The organism is Corallococcus sp. CA049B (genome assembly GCF_003611685.1).
GTDB lineage: Bacteria > Myxococcota > Myxococcia > Myxococcales > Myxococcaceae > Corallococcus > Corallococcus coralloides.
The window spans coordinates 1-19,273 of the sequence record NZ_RAWC01000178.1 but is presented as its reverse complement, the minus strand read 5'-3'; the positions used below and the strand labels follow the sequence as shown (position 1 = coordinate 19,273).

The following is a 19,273-nucleotide window of genomic DNA, read 5'->3' as shown; positions in this document are numbered from 1 at the left end:
CCCAAAAGCCTTGAAGCCGCGGTAGCGGCCACACCTTCCGGGTGTGGACCTCGCGGATCAGGTGGCGAAGCTAGGCACCCACCCCGGGACTGCCAACCGCCTCACCGTGGGAAAAACAGGGGAACTGCCCTCCAGAACGTCCACTGGATGGCACCCCCGTGCCCACCACGGCGGAAGACTTCAGAATTTCGGAATCCGCAACGTCTTGCTGATCATCGCGCTGCCGCTGGCCACGTAGAGCAGCGCCAGCGGGTGCAGCGTGAGCGGTCCCAGGTTCCACACCCCGCCCCACAGCGCGTCGCCAATGCGGCCCTGCCACGTGGCCGCCGCCAGCACCATCACCAGCAGCAGGCTGGTGGGGATGGGGGTGCCCTCGAAGTACTTCACCTTGCCGGTGCCGTCGGACAGCTCCGCGGACGTGACGTTGAAGCGCGCCAGGCGGCTGATGCCGCACGCGACGAAGTAGAGCAGCGCCGCCACGTCCAGGTTGCCGCGCAGCCCCACCGCGAAAGCCAGCGCCGCGGGCGCCATGCCAAAGGAGATGACGTCCGCCAGCGAGTCCAGGTCCGCGCCCAGCGGCGACTTGCGGAAGCGCCACCGAGCGATGCGGCCGTCCGCCACGTCCATCGCCAGCGCCACCGGCATCAGGCAGAACGCCACCCACAGCCAGCGGGGGTTGTTCGTGGCCAGCGACTGCATGGCCGCGAGGATGGCCCCCGCGCCGGAGAAGCCGTTGCCGAGCGTGACGAAGTCCGCCAGCACGAAGGTGCGAATCATGGAGAAGTGGCGGCGCGGGCGGCGGGCCGCGGGCGGCGACGAGGGCTCGGACGTCATGGCTCCCGTGTAACACACACCGTCTTTCCGGCTTTCCCAAACCCACGACGCAACGCATCCGCGCGTTTCATCTCCGTGGAAAAGTCAAATCCCAGAAACATTGACCGGCGAATCGCCACCTTCCTAGTCTCCGGGCCGCCATGCCCGAGCACATCCCCGATAATCTTCCTCCTCGCGGAGGGTTCCGTTCTGTCCGGACCCGCCGTCTTTCTCTCTCTCTGATCGCGTCCCTGGCGCTGGTGGCCACCGCCACCGGCTGTGAGGATGATCCCAAGCCCGTCGATCCGGGGCCCACCCCGACTGCCCCGAAGTACACGGCGAAGATCAAGCGCACCTCCTACGGCATCCCGCACATCACCGCGGACAGCTACGCCAGCCTGGGCTTCGGCCAGGGCTATGCCTTCGCGCAGGACCACGTCTGTACGCTGGCGGATCAGATCCTCAAGGTGCGCGGCGAGCGCGCGCGCTTCCTGGGTCAGGGCCCCGGCAACCGGCACGTGGGCTCTGACATCGCGTACCGGGCCATGGACCTGATGGGGCGCGCGGAAGCGGCCTTCCCCACCCTGTCGCAGGAAGTGCAGGACATGGTCACGGGCTACGTGGCCGGCTACAACAAGTACCTGGAGGACGTGCCCGCGGACGCCCGTCCCGCCGAGTGCGCCAACGCGGCCTGGGTCCGGCCCATCAGCACCGTGGACCTGCTGGCGTACAACACGGACCTGACGCTGCTGGCGGGCATCAACGCGCTGGCGCTCACCATCCCGTCCGCCACGCCCCCCACCGTGGGCGCGCAGTCCGTGGACCCGAAGCAGGCCGCGCTGCGCCCGCAGATGCCGTCGCTGGAGGAGCTCCAGCGGCTGAAGCTGGCGGACTTCGGCAGCAACGGCTGGGCCATTGGCGGTGAGCGCACCGACAACGGCAAGGGCATGGTCATGGCCAACCCGCACTTCCCCTGGGAAGGCGAGCTGCGCCTGTGGGAGAGCCAGCTCACCGTGCCGGGCCAGATGAACGTCTACGGCGTGGGCCTGATGGGCGTGCCCGCGGTGCTCATCGGCTTCAACGAGAACGTGGGCTGGACGCACACGTTCTCCTCCGGCCAGCGCGCGACGATGTACCAGCTGCAGCTCGTGGACGGGAAGCCGACCGTCTACAAGTACGGCAACGAAGAGCGCCAGATGACCTCCAAGACGTTCACCGTCCTGGTGAAGCTGTCGGAGGGCTCGCTGACGAACTACTCGCAGACCGTCTGGTTCAGCCACTACGGCCCGATGATCGCCTTCCCGGACTCGGCCGCGCCGGGCTTCCCCCCCGGCACGCTGGGCTGGAACACCAAGACGGCGCTCACGCTGCGCGACGCCAACATCGACAACACCAAGTTCCTGGACCAGTTCCACGGCATGAACAAGGCGAAGTCCCTGGCCGAGTTCAAGGACGTCTACTCCACCCAGCAGGGCCTGCCCTGGGTGAACACCATGTTCGCCGACAAGGACGGCAACGCCTGGTACACGGACGCCACGCCCACGCCCAACCTCTCCAAGGACGCGTACACCAAGTGGCTCACCGAGGCGACCACGGGCTCCAACCCCATCACCGCCGGCATCTTCCAGGGCCTGGGCTTCGTGCTGCTCAACGGCAGCGACCCGGCCAATGAGTGGCAGGTGGAGCCGGGCTCGCGCAGCCCCGGCCTCGTGCCCTTCGCCAAGGTGCCGCAGCTGGAGCGCAAGGACTTCGTCTTCAACGCGAACGACAGCTACTGGCTGGCCAACCCCGCCGCGCCGCTCACCGGCTTCTCCCCGCTGCACGGCCTGGAGAACTTCCCCCAGTCGCCGCGCACGCGCATGAACGCCACCGTCCTCACGGAGGTCAGTGAGACTGGCGCCTCCGGCGCGGACGGCAAGTTCAGCCACGAGGAGCTGAAGGCGGCCGTGTTCAGCAACCGCAGCAGCATGGCGGAGCTGCTGCTCGCGTCCGTGGTGGAGCGCTGCACGGGCAAGACGACGGTGACCTACAACAACACCGCCGTGGACATCAGCCAGGCCTGCGCGCTGCTGGCCGGCTGGAACGGCCGCTACGACGTGGACCAGAAGGGCGCCTTCGTGTTCCGCGAGTTCCTGGGCGCGTACACCGGCGGCAACCTCCAGAACGCGGGCCCGCTGTTCTCCGTGGGCTTCAACCCGGCCAACCCCATCGCCACGCCCAACACCCTGACGCCCGCGCCCGCCACGGGTGACGACCCGGTGCTGGTGAAGCTGGCGCAGGCCGTCTTCACCATCAACCGCTCCGGCAACGCGCTGGACAAGACGCTGGGCCAGGTGCAGTTCACCACCCGCACGGGCGCCCCCATCCCCCTGCACGGCGGCATGCACCGCGAGGGCGTCACCAACGTGATGTCCTTCGGCGTCGCCCGCACCACGGTGTTCGACTTCGCCCAGCCGCACTCGGCCTCGTACAACGCCAACACCCTGCTGGCGAAGGAGGGCTACCCCATCAACAACGGCAGCTCCTTCGTCATGGCGCTCCAGTTCACCGCCGAGGGCCCCACCGCCAACGCCGTGCTGACCTACAGCCAGTCCGGCGACCGCAACTCCCCGCACCACTCGGACCAGACCCAGCTGTACTCCCAGAAGAAGTGGCGCCCCATCCTCTTCACGGACGCGCAGATCAACGGCGACGCGAACATGGTGGAGACCACCGTCTCCGGCGGTTGACCGCGTCCGTCTGACGGCCTGAAGCCTCTTCGAAGGCCCCGGGAGCCACCGTGCTCCCGGGGCCTTCTTGTTTTCATGGGGAATCGCCGTTGAAACTTGTCACATGGAACGGAATAGACAGACAGGGCAGCCGGCCCCGGCGTCTGGGTTCAGCATCCGTTAGCGAACATCCAAGGGGACCTCCGAGGCGAACACACAGTCCGTGACGCCGTCAGGGCTGACAGGATGTGTCGTCTCAGCAATGTCAGCCTTCAGGGCTAGTTTCTTGACCGCGGCTGAAGCGCAGGATGTCCCCCAGGCCCAGGGAGAACGCCCGGACGCGTACCGACCGGGACGGCCGCTGGGTCCGACACGAAGGAGTCGCGAACGCCATGGCACTTCCGGTCTACAAGACAGACGTCATCGACAAGGTGTTCTTCCTGCGCTGGGACGCTCCACCGACGCCGGAAGAGATACAGGCGGTGTTCCAGAAGATGCAGGCCGCCTACCAGCAGCATCAGCAGCAGCCGCTGGTGCTGGTGACAATCGCGGGAGCGAAGTCCGCGGTCCCCAACAGCGAGCAGCGCCGGCACCTGTCCAACATGCTGTCGGACGCGCGGGCGCTGTTCTCCGAAATCCACGTCATCATCGAAGGCAACGAGCTACAGCACAACCTCCAGCGCGTCATCGTGTCGGGGATGCTCATCGTCACGCGCACGTATGACGACCAGTTCATCCGCGTGCACAAGAACGCGGACGGGGCGGCGGGCTTCATTGCCCGGCGGCTGGGCGTGGATGGCTCGCAGGTGGTGAACGAAGCGCGGTCGCGCGGCGTGGTGATGTAGTCCCCGGGGGGATTCGGGGGCCCTGAAGAGGGCCCCCGGCCCCGGAGCGACAAGCCTTCCTGGCGGGCGGCCTTCAGCCCCTCGCGCCCTGCCCCACCGGACGGGCCGGACGGGTGGCGCCGACGGAGCCGCGCACGTAGCGGTGGTCGAAGAGGTCCACGTAGAGGTACTCGGGCCAGGACACCATCGCGCGAGCCCCCAGCATCACGCCTCGCATGATTTCACTCACCATCAGCCCCGCGGCGGTGGTGGCGCCAATCACGCACGTGGGCGCGTGGCCCTTCCCCTGGTAGCAGGCATCCATGTACTCCTGGAGCATGTAGCTGCCCAGGTGCGGGATGATTTTGGGCAGGTCGATGCGGCCGTCCGGGAGGATGAAGAGCTCCTCGTAGAGCGGCGCGTCCGGCTGGAAGACGTGGAGCGCGGCGCCAAAGCCCAGCATCAGCCCGGTCATGATGGGGATGCCCAGCTGCCGGCACGTCTGGTGGAGCGACTCCTTGGCGCGGGCCCCCGCGATGTCGATGACCTCCACCACGTAGTCCACCGGCGGCAGGCCGCCCAGGCCCTTGAGCACGTCCGCCACGTTGCCGTCGGTGATGCCCTCCTTCACCTTCTGCACGCGCAGGTCCGGGTGGATGTCCCGGCACATGCGCTCCACCACATCCACCTTGTGCTGGCCCAGGGTGCTCTCAAAGCAGCCAACCTGCCGGTTGATGTTGTGGCGCTCGTAGACGTCGAAGTCCGCGAGCGTCAGGCAGCCGAAGCCCAGGCGCGCCAGGTCCACCGCGCACTGGCCTCCGGCGCCGCCCACGCCGGCGACGAGCACGTGGGTGCTGGCGAGCTTGTCCATGGTCTGCGGGTGGAGGACGCCCAGGTTGCGCTGGAAACGGGGGTTCACGTTCGTCATGGAAGGGCTCCCTACTTGCGCATGCAGACGTAGAAGTTCTCGCCGTAGTAGTCGTCGCCGTCGGCCACCAGCGCCTCGCTGAAGCCCACCTTCTCCAAGAGCTTCACCGCCTGGTCCGTGTCCAGGAAGGTGACCATCTCGTTGGGGTCCGTGGTGAGCTTCTGGGCGCAGGTGCGGTGGTGGTTCACCGCGCGCTGGAGGCTCTCCGTCCACCGCCCCTGCGCCTCCCACTCCCGGATGGAGTTCTTCAGCACCAGCTCCAGGTCGGGCCGGGGCCGCTTGTTGCTCGTCATGCACAGGACGCCGCCGGGCTTCAGGTGCGTCCAGGCCTCGCGCAGCACGGCCTCCGGGTCCCTCACGTAGAAGAGGACGTTGTTCATCACCACCGCGTCCGCGGCGCCCTCCACCTCCAGGGGGAACTGCGACACGTCTCCGGGCAGCAGCGTCCAGCGGGCACGCACCGCCTCCGGCTCCTTCGCGCGGCGGCGCACCGCCAGGGCCAGCATGGCCTGGTTGTTGTCGAAGCCGACGACGCGCTGTCCCCTGCGCACCAGGGGCTCGCTCACGAGCCCCGTGCCACACCCCGCGTCGATGACGTAGGAGCGCTCCCGGGTGTCGCGGAGGATCTTCTCGCGCTGCCGCTGGTAGCACGGCAGCTCGGGGATCATCTGATCGTAGCTGTGCGCGAAGTCGTTCCAGATGTTGTCGACGAAGACGGTCTCGGGCATGGGTCCTCCCCCTCCGAGGGGAGTCAGGGTGAGATCCGTTGTTGTCTCCCGTCCCCCCACCTCCAAGCGATTGCCCCGCCGTCGTCCCCTACCATCCAGGACTTGCCTGTTTCAGATGTATGTGTTGGATTGAATGAACAAACACACCCCGGGGGGCCGGCGGGGGTGTCCGTTCAGTCCGAAGGGACCCGCGCCATTCGTGGTCCGCATGTCTCAGCATTGAAGCACGCCGGGTCCTGCGTTTCTTCACTCGGAGGGTGCTGGGACCTGCGTCCAGCGGCCTTCACCGGTGAAGCTTGCCCTGCGGGGCAACACCAATGAAATCAACCACTTGGGCCCTGGCGCGGAAGGTGCTCTGGGAAGGCCTGCATCGGGAGGCACCGGGTGTCGGAGCCTGGCGCTTGTCTGCGTGGGGGACCCTCAATGCGAGTCGAGGTCGGTATGCGTGGGACGTCGAGCCTGTGGGTGGTGGTGATGCTGTTCGTTGCGCTGCGCGCGAATCCGGGGGACGCGCACGAGGTGGCAGTCCAGGCGGATGCATGGTCGCGGTCGCTGGTGTCGTCGGGCCTGAGGGCCTCCACCACGAAGCGCGAGTCGCTGGGTGGTGGGCTTGCGCACTACAGCTGGAAGGTGCGGGTGGGCGCGGGGAAGTACGACGCCATCACCGTGCACCGCGTGGTGCGTGAGGCGTACCCGTGGATTCCGGCGCGCAGCAGCCGGGCGGTGTTCATGGTGCACGGGGACCTGTGGGGCTTCGTGCCCGCGTTCCTCACCAACACCTGCGTGGCGACGATGCCGGAGAACCGCTCCCTGGCGGCGTACCTGGCCAGCCAGGACGTGGACGTGTGGGGCCTGGACCTGCGCTGGGTGGCGGTGCCGGAGACGGAGACGGACTTCCAGTTCATGGAGGGCTGGAACATGCAGTCGCACGTGAAGGACGTGGGAACGGGCCTGGCGCTGGCGGACGTGGTGCGGCGGCTGGGTGGCAACGGCGGCAACAACGACCGGATGTTCCTCCTGGGCTGGAGCCGGGGCGCGACCCTCGGGTACGCGTACCTGGACGGGGAGTCGCAGCGCCCGCGCGCCCTGCGCCGGGTGGACGGCTTCGTGCCCATGGACATGGTGCTGCGCTACGGGCCGGAAGCGGCCGAGCAGCGCCAGTGGGCGTGCGACCGGTATCAGGCCCTCCAGACCGCCCGCGACCAGGGCCGCACGGAAGGGGGCCTCTTGGGGCCCGCGCCGGGCATGCCGGTGAAGACCATGGGTGAGCTGGCGAACCGGGCTCCCAACGCGCCGTCCCCGCTGGCCCCCGCGGACTTCGCGGGCCCCATCCGCCCCACCAACCGGAAGTTCGCCGTCATCGCCGCGGGGCGGACCGGGGCGCTGCTGGCGCCGCTCCAGCCCATCACGCCGGGCTACCACCTGGCGGGCAGCGTGCCGGACACGGCGGGCCTCCCGGACCGGACGGCCTACACGTCGGAGGCCACCCTGTTCGACTACCTCCAGCTGGCGGCGCCCTACCAGAGCCTCAACGAGGTGGTGGAGACGGAGAAGCAGCTGTGCGGCCTGGACGTGCCCTACGACGACCACCTCAAGGACGTGAAGGTGCCGGTGCTGTACGTGGGCGCGGGGGGCGGCGTGGGCCGCTACGGCGAGTACTCCACGCGCCTGCTGGGCAGCACGGACGTCACCCACCTCATCGTGCGCAGCCGGCCGGAGGGGGAGCGCGCGCTGGACTTCGGCCACGCGGACCTGTTCCTCGCCCGGGACGCGCGCGTGCGCGTGTGGCAGCCCATCCTCCAGTGGATGCGGGCGCACTGAAGGGCGCGTGGAGGGCTACTCCGCCTTCCACAATCCGTGACGGCGGGCGCGGCGGCCCAACGTCACGGGGTCCATGCCCAGGGCCACGGCGGCGCGGCGCAGGACGCCGCCGTGGCGCTCCAGGGCCTCGCGGATGAGGTCGCGCTCCACCTGCTGGAGCCGGGCCCTGAGCGAGCCGTCCCCGGTGGGGTCCGCCCGGGGCACCGTGTTGTTGAGGAGCGCGGGCGGCAACAGGCGCCGGGTGAGCATCTCCCCGGGCCGGGACAGGAGCACGGCCCGCTCCACCACGTTTCGCAGCTCGCGCACGTTGCCCGGCCAGCCGTAGCCGTGCAGCACCTCGTCCGCGTCCGGGGCCACGCCCGTGGCGGAGCGCTTGAGGGTGCGGTTGAACTGCTCCACGAAGGCGCGGGCCAATTCCGGGATGTCCTCCGGGCGCTCGCGCAGGGGCGGAATGTCGATGGTGAAGCTGTTGAGCCGGTAGAAGAGGTCCGCGCGGAAGCGGCCGGCGCGCACCTCCTCGCCCAGGTCCCGGTTGCTCGCGGCCACCACGCGCACGTCCACGTGGCGCACCTGGGTGCCGCCCACCGGGCGGACGTCGCCCGTCTCCAGCACGCGCAACAGCTTCGCCTGGAGGTTGGGCGTGGTGTTCTCAATCTCATCCAGGAAGATGGTGCCGCCGTTGGCGAGCACGAAGAGGCCCGGGTGGTCCGACACCGCGCCGGTGAAGGCCCCCTTCACGTGGCCGAACAGCTCGCTCTCCAGCAGCGTCTCCGTGAGCGCGCCGCAGTCCTGGACGACGAGCGGCAGGTCCACGCGGCCAGAGAGGCGGTGGAGGATGCGCGCCAGCACCTCCTTGCCGGTGCCCGTCTCGCCCTGCAGCAGCACCGCCACCCGGTGGGGTGCCACCAGGCGCACCATCTCCATCACCCGCTGCATGGGCGGGCTGCGAAAGCCCACGTCCTCCCCGTGGCGGCCCACGCCCACCACCGGCGTCTGGGCCAGCGCGCGCTCGCGCAGGAGGTTGCGCTCCAGCTCCAGCGCCATGCGCCACTGCTCCGTGCGGAAGCCGTGCTCGCGCCCCGCCTGGAGCACGGCCTCGCGCAGGGTGTCCGGGGCCGGCCACACGCCGAGTGCCCGGTAGATGCGGCCGGTGTTGAAGAGCGCCACCAGCCGCTCCGGGGCCGCCGGGGCGCAGTAGACGATGCGCGAGGCCAGGTCGCTGGGCGGCCCCGCCCCCGTGGGGTCCACCTCCGCGCGCAGCTCCGCCAGGGACTCCACCAGCGCGAGCGCCCGCGACTCGTCCTGGCCGCACACCAGGAGCACCGCCATGTCCCCGCGCGTGAGCAGCGCGTGCACGTCCTCCGACGTGGCGGCGAAGTGCGGCGTGGCCACGCCGTCCAGGGCCTGGCGCACCGCGCGTGACTCGTCGTCCGAGGCGAAGGCGGCCACCACCTGCAGGTGGGACGTGGCCAGGTAGCGGGCCAGCTTCACGCCGTCCGCCGCGTCGAAGGCGCCGAAGCTGATGCCCAGCGCCGCGACGGTGCCGCCGCCGCTCGCCGTGTCGTGGCGCCAGCGCACCGTGCCGTGCACCCGCACGTGCGCGCCCGTGTCCGGCAGCGAGAAGGCCATCTCCACCGGCTCGTTCTCGTGCGGCCCTTCGGAAGGGCGGCGCGGCGTGGCGATGAGCCCGATGCCCGTCTCGCTGATGTTCACGGACCAGCAGCCATGCAACGCCGGCTGGGTCACCACCTTCACGTACAGCGGCTTGCGCTCGCTCCGGGGCACCTGCTCGGACGCGGGGCGCGACATGGGGTGCGTCACTCGACCAGCCTCATGGCCGCCGCGCGGCGGGCTTCCTGGAAAAATACGGACATCGCGGACGGGTTTCTGCCTGATTCTCCCGTCATCGCAAGTCGGCGGCAAAGAGGATGTCCCCACGGCACGTCGCAAGTGGACACGGGTCCAAAACGCCCTGCCCGAAACGATGGCTCGCGCGTTCCCACACCGCACCACAACCCGCGGCGCGAAACGTCCGTGCTCCGGGGGTGCGCATCCCACGCGACGGGCCGTATCGCTCCTCCCGGTGTGTTGAAGGATTTCAACCGGGCCGTCTGAAATTGATGTCTGTCTTTCGGTTTTGAACCTGCCCGGCATGCAAGCGGGCTCAGCGTCGCTTGTGTTCGAAATAGAACTTCGATATTCGGTTTATCACCTTGGAACACGGCAGCCTTTCGCGCGCTGCCGGCTGCCCCGCCGTAAAGCCAGACATCCCCCAGCCATGCCCCTGTCTCCTGTCCTTGGAGCATGGCCTTTCACTGCCTGTCCTTTCCCCCTGGGCCAACCCCTTGAAGAAAACCCTCCTCCTGGTTGAAACGTTGTTCGTCCTGGGCGCCGCTGGTTGTGGCGCTCCGGATGGTTCCCTTCCGGCGCAAGAGCGCCAGCCGTCGCTCGAGTCGTTTGGCGAGGACCTCACCACCACCGGCTGCACGCAGCTGACTCCCACGAGCGTGAAGGCCAGCGGCGACGACGGCACCGGCAGCGTCGCGGCGAACACGCTGGATGATCAGCTCACCACGCGCTGGAGCAGCCTGGGCAGGGGCCAGTGGATTGACTACGACCTGGGCTCCACCAGGAGCGTGGGCGCGATGGCGGTGGCCTGGCACGAGGGCAACAGGCGCTCGAACACGTTCACCGTCTCCGTGTCGCCGGACGGCTACACCTATACGCAGGTGTACAGCGGCAGGAGCCTGGGCACGACCACCGCGGCGGAGACGTACACCTTCACGCCGGTGAGCGCGCGACGGGTGCGCGTCACGGTGCAGGGCAACACCCTCAACGACTGGGCCAGCATCGCGGAGGCGCGCCCCTGCGCCGGCACCACCACGACGCCCCCGCCCACCACGCCGGGCGGCATCGTGTGGCGGGGCGACTTCGAGTCCGGGGACCGCAGCCAGTGGGACGGCACGCAGATGATGTCCTCGGACCGGCTGCAGGTGATCGCGTCGCCGGTGCGCGAGGGCGGCTACGCCCTCAAGGCCACGGTGAGGCAGGGCGATGACCCCATCAACTCCAGCGGCAACCGCAACGAAATCTTCAAGCAGACGAAGGAGCCGGCGGGCTCCGAGTACTGGTACCGCTGGAGCACGCGCTTCGCGGCGGACTTCCCCAGCGTGAACACCTGGCAGCTCTTCACCCAGTGGCACCACGACGGCTGCTGCGGCTCGCCGCCGGTGGAGTTCTACGTGTACGGCGAGGAGATGCGGCTCAACATCGGCGGGTCCCCGGGCACCATCGTCTGGCGCACGCCGCTGGTGCGCAACACGTGGCACGACTTCGTCTTCCACGTGAAGTGGTCCCCCAACGCGAGCGTGGGCTTCGTGGAGCTGTACTACGACGGCAACCTGGTGCTGCCCAAGCGCAACATCGCGACGCAGTACTCCGGGCAGCTCAACTACCTGAAGATCGGCCTGTACCGGAACGACACCATCGCGCCGGTGGGCGTCGTCTACCACGACGGCTGGGTGATGGGCCGGACGCAGGCGGACGTGCTGAACGCCAACTACCAGCTGAAGTGAGACACCGGCCGCGTGCCCCGGTAGGCGCCGGGGCACGCCCCGGGATAGGCTTTCACGAGTCCATCCCGAGGAGTCGTCTCATGCGTCTGTGCGCCGCGCTGACCGCCCTGTCCATGCTGGCGTCCTGCACCACGACCTATGCCATTCCCAAGCCGGAGCTGGCGCGGCTGGATGGCTTCCGGGACGAAAACGCGGCGCTGATGCGGGAGCTGGGCGACGTGCTGCCCAACCGCGTCACGGCGCGCAAGCGCACGGTGCACGACGCGGAGGGCCAGGCGCACCAGTTCACGGCCGACACGCCGCTGGCGCTGGCGCGGGTCTCCGCCCAGGCGGACGCGGAGTTCCAGCGCTTCATCGAGGTGGGCGTGGACGGCGACCGCTTCCGGGGCGTGCCCCTGGAGGGCTCCACCTCCAGCGCCGCCGCGCCCCCGGTCGTCGTCCCCCTGTCGGAGGTGGACCACGCCCGGCTGCGCGAGTTCAGCCTGGGCAAGACGCTGCTGCTCACGGGCACCATCGGCGTCGCGTTGATGGGGTCGCTGGTGGCGGTGAGCATGCTCTTCAAGCCCACCAGCGGCTCGGACCCGGACGACCGCGGCGGCGTCATCGAGCTGGGTCCCCGGCCCCGGCTGTCCCAGGGCATGTCCTTCTGACGTCCCGCTAGCGCGCGTCCGTGCGCTGGCGCAAGAGCCCCTCCTGGGCCACGGAGGCCACGAGCCGCCCGTCGCGGGTGAAGACGTGCCCGCGCGCCAGGCCCCGGGCGTTGCCGGCCCAGGGGCTCTCCATCGTGTAGAGCAGCCAGTCGTTGACCTTCAGGTCGCCGTGGAACCACAGCGCGTGGTCCAGGCTGGCCATCTGGAAGCCCGGCTGGAGGAACGTCTGCGCGTGCGGCTGGAGCGCGGTGCCCAGCAGGTTGAAGTCGCTGGCGTACGCGAGCACGTAGCGGTGCACCTGGGGCTCGTCGGGCATGGCGCCGTCGGCGCGGAACCAGACGTGCTTCACGGGCGGCTCGGCGGTGGGCTCGAAGGGGTCCACGTACGTCACCGGGCGCATCTCGATGGGCTTGGCGGAGAGGAACTTCTCCCGGTGCCGCTCGGACATGCGGCCCGCGTGGCGCCCCAGCAGCTCCAGGTCCGTGGGCAGCGACTCCGGCGGCGGCACGTCCGGCATGGTGGCCTGGTGCGTGAAGCCCGGCTCCTCGCCCTGGAAGGACGCCATCAGCGTGAAGATGGGCTGCCCCTTCTGGATGGCCACCACGCGGCGGGTGGTGAAGCTGCCGCCGTCGCGCACGCGGTCCACGGTGTAGACGACGGGCAGGCTCGCGTCCCCGGGGCGCAGGAAGTAGCCGTGCAGCGAGTGCACCGTGCGCTGCGCCTCCACCGTCTGGCTGGCGGCGGACACGGACTGCCCCAGCACCTGCCCTCCGAAGAGCTGCCGGAAGCCCAGGTCCTGGCTCGCGCCTCGGAACAGGTTCTCCTCGATGGGCTCCAGCTTCAGGAGCCCCAACAGCTCGTCCAGCACCCGGCTCATGTACGTCCTCCCGTTTTGACGCACCCCGTCCATATCCCAGCCCCCAGGCCGGTGCGCGGACCAATGTAGAGTGCGGCGCCTTTCTGCCCCGGAGGAGCCCGTGGCCTCGCTTTCCCTGCCAGACGCCATCCGGCGGCACCCGGCGGCCTGGGGCATGGCGGCCACGTTCGCCGCCAGCCTGCTCTTGCGCGGGCTGTACCTGGCGGGTGCGCCGGACCGGGACTGGCCCTTCTCCGTCTTCTTCGCGGGCGACGCGCGCTTCTTCCACACCGCCGCGTTGGAGCTGGCGCGGGGCCGCGAAGGCCCCACCGCCCTGCCCTACCACCCGCCCCTGTTCCCCGCGCTGCTGGGCCTCTTGTACCGGGTGCTGGGCGAGCCCCAAGGCAGCGCGCTGCCGTACAAGCTGGCGCTCGCCTGTGTGGGCTCAGCCACGGTGGCCTTCTGCCAGGGCTTCTGGCGGCGCCTGTTGGGAACGCCGTGGAGCCTGGTGGCGGCGGGGCTGTATGCCACGAGCTTCGGGTGGCTGGTGCTCTCCACCACGTACAGCAATGAAACACTGTCCGCGCTGTGGCTGTGTTTCACCTGCGCGCTGGCATCGCGCATGGCCGGCGGGGTGCCGTCCTGGCCCGCGGTGCTGGGATTGGGCGCGGTGATGGGCTGGGGCACCCTCACCCGCGCGGAGCACCTGGGGCTGTGGCCCTTCCTGCTGGCGTATGCGTGGACCGCGCGCGAGCGGGCGCCCTGGAAGCCGTGGGCCCTGCGCTGGGGCGCGGCGATGGGCGTGTCCCTGCTGCTGCTCGTGCCTTCAGCGCTGCGCAACCTGGACACGATGCGCGAACTGAACGCGAGGGCGCCGCACCTGGAGCCGCTGCCGGAGTGGGTGCCCGTCACCGTGTACGGGCCGCTCAACTTCGCCATGGCGAATCACGCCGGCGCCACCGGGGGCTTCACGCCCGCGCTGATCAACCAGGGCGGCAGCAACGGGCAGTTGGATCCCTCTCGCCCGGAGCACCGGCGCCTGCTGTTGCACGGCTACGCGGAAGGGCTGCGCTGGATGGTGGCCTCGCCCGGCGCCGCGGCGCGGCTGCTCTGGACGAAGCTGGACCTGTGGCTGGACGGCCTGAGCCTGGGCGTGGGCGTGTCGGACGTGCCCGGAGGCCTCATGGGCGAGCGCGCCCCGGTGGACGTGTTCGTCCCCGACGCCGCGTGGCTCAAGTGGCCGCTGGCGGCGCTGCTCCTCGCCGGGATGCTGCTGTCGCTCAAGCCCGCGCACGCGCCCTTCCGGCTGCTGTCGCTGGTGGTGCTGCACCGGGTGCTCGTCACCCTCGCCTTCTTCGGCTACGCGCGCGGCCTGCTCGTCGTCTTCCCCGCGCTCCTGCCGCTGCTGGTGCTGCCGCTGAAGCTCCTGGGGGAGCGCCACGCGGCCGCGGCCCGGAGGCTGCCCGCGCTCGCCGGGGCGCTGCTCCTGCTCGTGTGGGCGGAGGCAGCGCTCGTCGCCACGCAAAAGACGCCCCGCCGCTTCATGGCCAGCGGCACCACCGACGCGGTGAACGGCAAGCTCATCCAGGACGACCGCGTCCGGCTCTGGCCCCAACCCTGAGCGACTGAACACTTCAAGCCATTGAAATCCTTCCGCTTTCAGGAATACGGCCCTAATCAGGAATAACCGCAATACCAACTTAAAAAGCGCATGACCTAAGCAGGAGGGTGCTCCGCCCCGGAGCCCGCCGGTCCCGTCCGGCGGCATCACCCGAGGAGACGTCATGCGCCCCCTGCGGTCCGCGTTGTGTTGTCTTGCCCTCCTGGTGTCATCCACGACGTACGCATTCCAACCCTCCCAGCCCGAACAGCAGAGCGCGGTGGCGAAGAAGGCCTTCTTCAAGCCGGACCTCTATCTGCCCATCCAGAACGTGCCGCTGGAGAAGGCGCGGTCGCTGATGCCGCGCGCGGGCGCGGACCGGTGGGCGGGGTTCGTCACCCGCTTCGGCGGCAACGTGCAGGTGTACCTGGATCCGCTGTCCGGCATGCCCACGGGCATCCAGGGCAGCTTCCCGCTCATCCCGGGTGACGGCTTCCGCAACAACGTCACGCTCGAAGCCGTGCGCCAGGGGCTGGGCCGCTCGGTGGGCAGCGTGGACGAGTCCGTGGTGGGGGAGCTCGTCTTCAAGTTCGTCGCGGACCACCAGGAAGCGATTGGGGTGGACCTCATGCAGCTGGGCTCGCCGCGCGTGACGCAGGTGACGGACACGCTGTGGCAGGTGCACATCCCGCAGGTGGTGAACGGCATCACGGTGCGGCACGGCCGGCTCTCGGCCACCATCAGCCACGGCAACCTCATCCTCCTGGGCACGGAGGCGTGGGCCAACGTGGGCATCGACACGAAGCCCCGCTTCAGCGCGAACCAGGCCATGGCCGCGGGCAGCACGTTCCTGGGCCAGACGCTGTCGCCCACCAGCCTGTGGCAGCCGCCCACGCTGGAGGTGACCCCCTACGCGCGCACGGGCGCGGCCTTCGGCCAGGGCTACGGGCACGCGCTGGTGTGGAGCTACGGCTTCTCCAACCCCGGTGAGCACGAGCGCTGGAAGGTGACGGTGGACGCCAACTCCGGCGAGGTGCTCGCCGTGGAGGATGACAACCACTACTTCGACGCGCAGGTGAAGGGCGGCGTGTACCCGTCCACCAACATCGGGACCTGCACGTCCAAGGAGACGTGCGGCACCATGCAGCCCAACACGCCCATGCCCTGGGCGAACACGGGCTTCGCGTCACCCAACAACTTCACGGACGGCGCGGGCATCTACAACTACAGCACCGGCACCTTCAACACGACGCTCTCCGGCAAGTACGTGAAGATCGCCGACAGCTGCGGCGCCATCAACGTCAGCTCCGCCACGGGCAGCCTGGACCTGGGCGGCGTGAACAACGACCACGACTGCACGGTGCCCGCGGGCACGTCCCCGGGCAACACGCCGGCGGCGCGCTCCAGCTTCTACGAGCTGAACAAGATCAAGGAGGTGGCCCGCGGCTGGCTGCCCAGCAACACCTGGCTGCAGGGCCAGCTCACGTCCAACGTGAACCTGAACAGCACCTGCAACGCCTTCTGGAACGGCAGCAGCGTGAACTTCTACAAGTCCGGAGGCGGCTGCCGGAACACCGGTGAGATTGGCGCGGTGTTCGACCACGAGTGGGGCCACGGCATGGACAACTACGACGCCAACGGCTCGCTCTCCAACTCCAGCGAGGGCTACGCGGACATCGCGGGCATCCTGCGCCTGCAGACGTCCTGCGTGGGCTACGGCTTCTTCCAGACGACGAACACGGGCTGCGGGCTGACGCCGGACGGCACGGGCTACAACCAGCAGGAGGCGCAGGTCGCGGGCCAGTCCTGGTGCAACACGCGCTGCTCGGGCGTGCGCGACGCGGACTGGGCGGCGAGCGTGCCGAACATCCCGGCCACCCCGCAGAACTTCACCTGCAAGATGTGCTCGTCTGGCTCCGGCCCGTGCAGCAAGCAGGTGCACTGCGCCGCGTCCCCCGTGCGCCAGGCGGCGTGGGACCTGGTGACGCGCGACCTGACGGCGGCGCCCTTCAACTACGACTCCAACGACGCGTTCCTCCTGGGCAACAAGCTCTTCTACCAGGGCTCCGGCAACATCGGCACGTGGCACGCCTGCAACTGCACCGCCGGCACGTCCGACGGCTGCGGCGCGACGAACGGCTACATGCAGTGGCTGGCCGCGGACGACGACAACGGCAACCTGGCGGACGGCACGCCGCACATGACGGCCATCTACGCCGCGTACAACCGCCACAACATCGCCTGCTCCACGCCCGCGCCCACCAACGGCGGCTGCTCGGCGGCCCCCACCGCGGCCCCCACCACCACGGCCACCCCGGGCGACAGCCAGGTGGGCCTGTCGTGGACGGCCTCCGCGGGCGCCAGCCAGTACTGGGTGATGAAGACGGAGGGCTTCGCGGGCTGTGACTTCGGCAAGGCGCGCGTGGCCACCGTCACCGGCACCAGCTACACGGACGCGGAGGTCGCCAACGGCCGCCAGTACTGCTACTCGGTCGTGCCCGCGAGCAGCAACGCGTGCTTCGGCCCGGCGTCCACCTGCACCTGCACCACGCCCACCTGCGCGGCGCCCGGCGCGCCCACGCTGTCCACCCCCGCCTCCGGCGCCACCGGCGTGGAGCTGCTCGCGGCGCTGGACTGGGCGGACGTGACGGGCGTGTCCGGCTACGAGGTCCAGGTGGCCACCGACAGCGCTTTCACCAACGTGGTGCGCAGCGCCAACTCGCTCGTGGCCAGCGCCTGGACGGTGTCCCCGGGCCTGACGGCGAGCACCGCCTACTACTGGCGCGTGCGGGCGCTCAACTCGTGCGGTGGCACCAGCTCCTGGAGCGCGACGCGCAGCTTCACCACGCGCGGCTGCGTCACCCTGGCGGCCCCCACCCTGACGGCCCCCGCCAACGCCGCCACGGGCGTCGCGCTGACGCCGGCCCTGGACTGGTCCGACGTGACGAGCGCGTCCGGGTACGACGTGCAGGTGGCCACCGACAGCGCGTTCACCAACGTGGTGCGCGGCGCCACCGGCCTGTCCTCCAGCGCGTGGAACGTGACGCCGGGCCTGTCCAACCTGACGGCGTACTACTGGCGCGCGCGGGCCACCGACAGCTGCGGCGCGAGCCCGTACAGCACCGCCTTCAGCTTCACCACCACCAACGTGTGCACGCCCACCGTGGCCACGTACAACGCAAGCCTGCGCACCCCGGCCTGCGGCTCCGTGTGCGGCTGCGACACCGGCCCCACGCTCGTCAATGGCCGCGGTACGCTGTCCGGCGGCGCGGAGCCCAACCAGCCCAACACCCTGGGCGGCACCTGCGCGGACGGCTCCAGCGGCACCTACCACTCGGATGAGAGCATCGACCGCATCGTGCTCAAGACGGTGGACCAGGGCACCATCACCCCGGGCAAGCAGCTCACGGTGGACGTGACGGTGTGGTGCTACGGCACCAGCGACCAGCTGGACCTGTACTACACGACGAACACCACCACGCCGTCGTGGACCGCCATCAGCACCGGTCAGGCCTGCACCGCGGTGGGGGTGAAGACGTTCTCCTTCCCCGTCACCGTGGGCAGCACCACCGGCAACCACGCCGTGCGCGCGCAGTTCCGCTTCAGCAGCACCGCCACCAGCGCCTGCGTGTCCGGGACGTACAACGACCGCGACGACCTGGTCTTCAACGTCGCGTCCGCGGTGGCCGCCAACCCCACCGCCCCGTCCGCGAAGCAGGTGCGCGGCCGGACCGTGACGGCGCGCTAGTCATCCCGGCAGTGACATGGGGGCTCCCGGTCCACGCCGGGGGCCCCCGTGCCTTTTCACGGCTTCACCACGTGTACACGACGGACGGCGCCGAGCGCTTCGCGGGCCCGTGGTGGACCATCTCGATGTTGTTGCCGTCCGGATCCAACACGAAGGCCGCGTAGTAGCCCGGATGGTAGGAGCGCTCGCCGGGCGCGCCGTTGTCACGGCCGCCCGCGGCCACCGCCGCCTGGTGGAAGCGGTGCACCATCTCCCGGTCCTTCGCCTGGAAGGCCAGGTGCACGCGCGCGGTGGGCTCGCGGTCGTTGCTGAGGAACAGCTCGTCCGCGGCCAGGTGCCGCTCGCTCTCGTTGAAGACCGGGATGCCCATCACCTCCAGCACCGCGCGGTAGAAGCGCTTGCTCGCCTCCAGGTCCCGGACCTGGAGGTGGACGTGGTCGAACATGCGGCCGTGGTGCAGTTCCATGGTCTGCCTCGCGTGGTTGGCGTGTCGGGTGTCGTTCAACACCGCGCGCTCCCATGACCATCAGAGCTGCAATTCACGCATGTCAAGGCGGCTGCGCCCGGGAAGTCGTGAAAGCGGCAGCGACTTCCACAAAAGCGCGGGCGCACGGCGGCAGGACGACGCAGCTTCGTGCGATAGTCCGCGCCACTTCGCTGTTCTTGCCTTCAGGAGGGTGCAGAGATGTTCATCGAAATCATCGTCCTGCCCCGTGAAGAGCAGTCCCCGAAGCGGCGCGCGGCAAGGGCCTCCAAGGCCCCCCAACCGGTGGAGCAGCGGGGCCGGGCGGAGCTGGCCCAGGGGTGGCGCGAGGAGGGCAAGGCCTTCCACGGCGCCGTCCTGGAGTTCATCAAGGCCCAGCACCTGCTGGGCGCGGTGAAGTGGATGAGCGAGCCGGGCCTGCTGCCCCAGGTGACGCTCGTCGCCTCGGACCGCGTCCTGGAGAAGCTCCAGGCGGAGCCCCGCTTCGCGGCCGGCCGCTCGCTGTCCATGAACCTGCAGACCTGAAGGCCGCCCGTCC

Annotated in this window: 14 protein-coding genes; 8 read left to right on the top strand and 6 right to left on the bottom strand. The window is 69.7% G+C overall.

Annotation, left to right across the window (positions count from 1 at the left end; all coding sequences use genetic code 11):
- Positions 1-180: 180 nt before the first annotated feature.
- Positions 181-834, bottom strand: a complete 654-nt coding sequence (locus D7W82_RS29440; protein ID WP_120621516.1) for a phosphatidylcholine/phosphatidylserine synthase — start codon at positions 832-834, stop codon at positions 181-183.
- 239 nt (positions 835-1,073) lie between these two features.
- Here D7W82_RS29440 and D7W82_RS29435 point away from each other — a divergent pair, with 239 nt between their 5' ends.
- Together D7W82_RS29435 and D7W82_RS29430 are read left to right on the top strand one after the other, a co-directional pair.
- The gene (locus D7W82_RS29435; RefSeq protein WP_233588005.1) at positions 1,074-3,542 is read left to right on the top strand and encodes an acylase; all 2,469 of its coding nucleotides are present in this window, start codon (positions 1,074-1,076) and stop codon (positions 3,540-3,542) included.
- Between the two features lie 371 nt (positions 3,543-3,913).
- Complete coding sequence (locus D7W82_RS29430; RefSeq protein WP_014397960.1) at positions 3,914-4,366, top strand: hypothetical protein; 453 nt, start codon at positions 3,914-3,916, stop codon at positions 4,364-4,366.
- 73 nt (positions 4,367-4,439) lie between these two features.
- Here the strand turns inward: D7W82_RS29430 and D7W82_RS29425 are convergent, their stop codons facing one another.
- The gene (locus D7W82_RS29425; RefSeq protein WP_120621514.1) at positions 4,440-5,273 is read right to left on the bottom strand and encodes a ThiF family adenylyltransferase; all 834 of its coding nucleotides are present in this window, start codon (positions 5,271-5,273) and stop codon (positions 4,440-4,442) included.
- Between the two features lie 11 nt (positions 5,274-5,284).
- Positions 5,285-6,001 carry a class I SAM-dependent methyltransferase gene (locus tag D7W82_RS29420; protein ID WP_120621513.1) on the bottom strand — a complete coding sequence of 239 codons (717 nt, stop codon included), beginning with the start codon at positions 5,999-6,001 and terminating at the stop codon, positions 5,285-5,287.
- Positions 6,002-6,442: 441 nt separating this feature from the next.
- Between D7W82_RS29420 and D7W82_RS29415 the strand changes: the two genes are divergently transcribed.
- Positions 6,443-7,822: a hypothetical protein gene (locus D7W82_RS29415; protein ID WP_120621512.1), complete on the top strand. Its 1,380-nt coding sequence runs from the start codon at positions 6,443-6,445 to the stop codon at positions 7,820-7,822.
- Between the two features lie 15 nt (positions 7,823-7,837).
- Here D7W82_RS29415 and D7W82_RS29410 read toward each other — a convergent pair whose 3' ends face one another.
- On the bottom strand, positions 7,838-9,631 hold the full coding sequence (locus D7W82_RS29410; RefSeq protein ID WP_120621518.1) for a sigma 54-interacting transcriptional regulator: 1,794 nt from the start codon (positions 9,629-9,631) through the stop codon (positions 7,838-7,840).
- 536 nt (positions 9,632-10,167) lie between these two features.
- Between D7W82_RS29410 and D7W82_RS29405 the strand changes: the two genes are divergently transcribed.
- Complete coding sequence (locus D7W82_RS29405) at positions 10,168-11,397, top strand: heparin lyase I family protein (protein ID WP_120621511.1); 1,230 nt, start codon at positions 10,168-10,170, stop codon at positions 11,395-11,397.
- A gap of 80 nt (positions 11,398-11,477) precedes the next feature.
- Positions 11,478-12,047, top strand: a complete 570-nt coding sequence (locus D7W82_RS29400) for a hypothetical protein (protein ID WP_120621510.1) — start codon at positions 11,478-11,480, stop codon at positions 12,045-12,047.
- A gap of 7 nt (positions 12,048-12,054) precedes the next feature.
- On the opposite strand, the gene tesB is transcribed toward D7W82_RS29400, so the two are convergent.
- On the bottom strand, positions 12,055-12,924 hold the full coding sequence (tesB, locus tag D7W82_RS29395; protein ID WP_120621509.1) for an acyl-CoA thioesterase II: 870 nt from the start codon (positions 12,922-12,924) through the stop codon (positions 12,055-12,057).
- Positions 12,925-13,024: 100 nt separating this feature from the next.
- Here tesB and D7W82_RS29390 point away from each other — a divergent pair, with 100 nt between their 5' ends.
- Together D7W82_RS29390 and D7W82_RS29385 are read left to right on the top strand one after the other, a co-directional pair.
- A complete protein-coding gene (locus tag D7W82_RS29390; RefSeq protein WP_370451086.1) occupies positions 13,025-14,524 on the top strand; it encodes an ArnT family glycosyltransferase in 1,500 nt (499 codons plus the stop codon).
- A gap of 163 nt (positions 14,525-14,687) precedes the next feature.
- Positions 14,688-18,251 carry a fibronectin type III domain-containing protein gene (locus tag D7W82_RS29385; protein ID WP_120621508.1) on the top strand — a complete coding sequence of 1,188 codons (3,564 nt, stop codon included), beginning with the start codon at positions 14,688-14,690 and terminating at the stop codon, positions 18,249-18,251.
- Positions 18,252-18,315: 64 nt separating this feature from the next.
- Here the strand turns inward: D7W82_RS29385 and D7W82_RS29380 are convergent, their stop codons facing one another.
- The gene (locus D7W82_RS29380) at positions 18,316-18,756 is read right to left on the bottom strand and encodes a VOC family protein (protein WP_304988750.1); all 441 of its coding nucleotides are present in this window, start codon (positions 18,754-18,756) and stop codon (positions 18,316-18,318) included.
- Between the two features lie 180 nt (positions 18,757-18,936).
- Between D7W82_RS29380 and D7W82_RS29375 the strand changes: the two genes are divergently transcribed.
- Positions 18,937-19,260 (top strand): hypothetical protein, encoded by a 324-nt coding sequence (locus D7W82_RS29375; RefSeq protein WP_120621507.1) that lies wholly within the window; start codon positions 18,937-18,939, stop codon positions 19,258-19,260.
- The last annotated feature ends 13 nt before the right edge of the window (positions 19,261-19,273 follow it).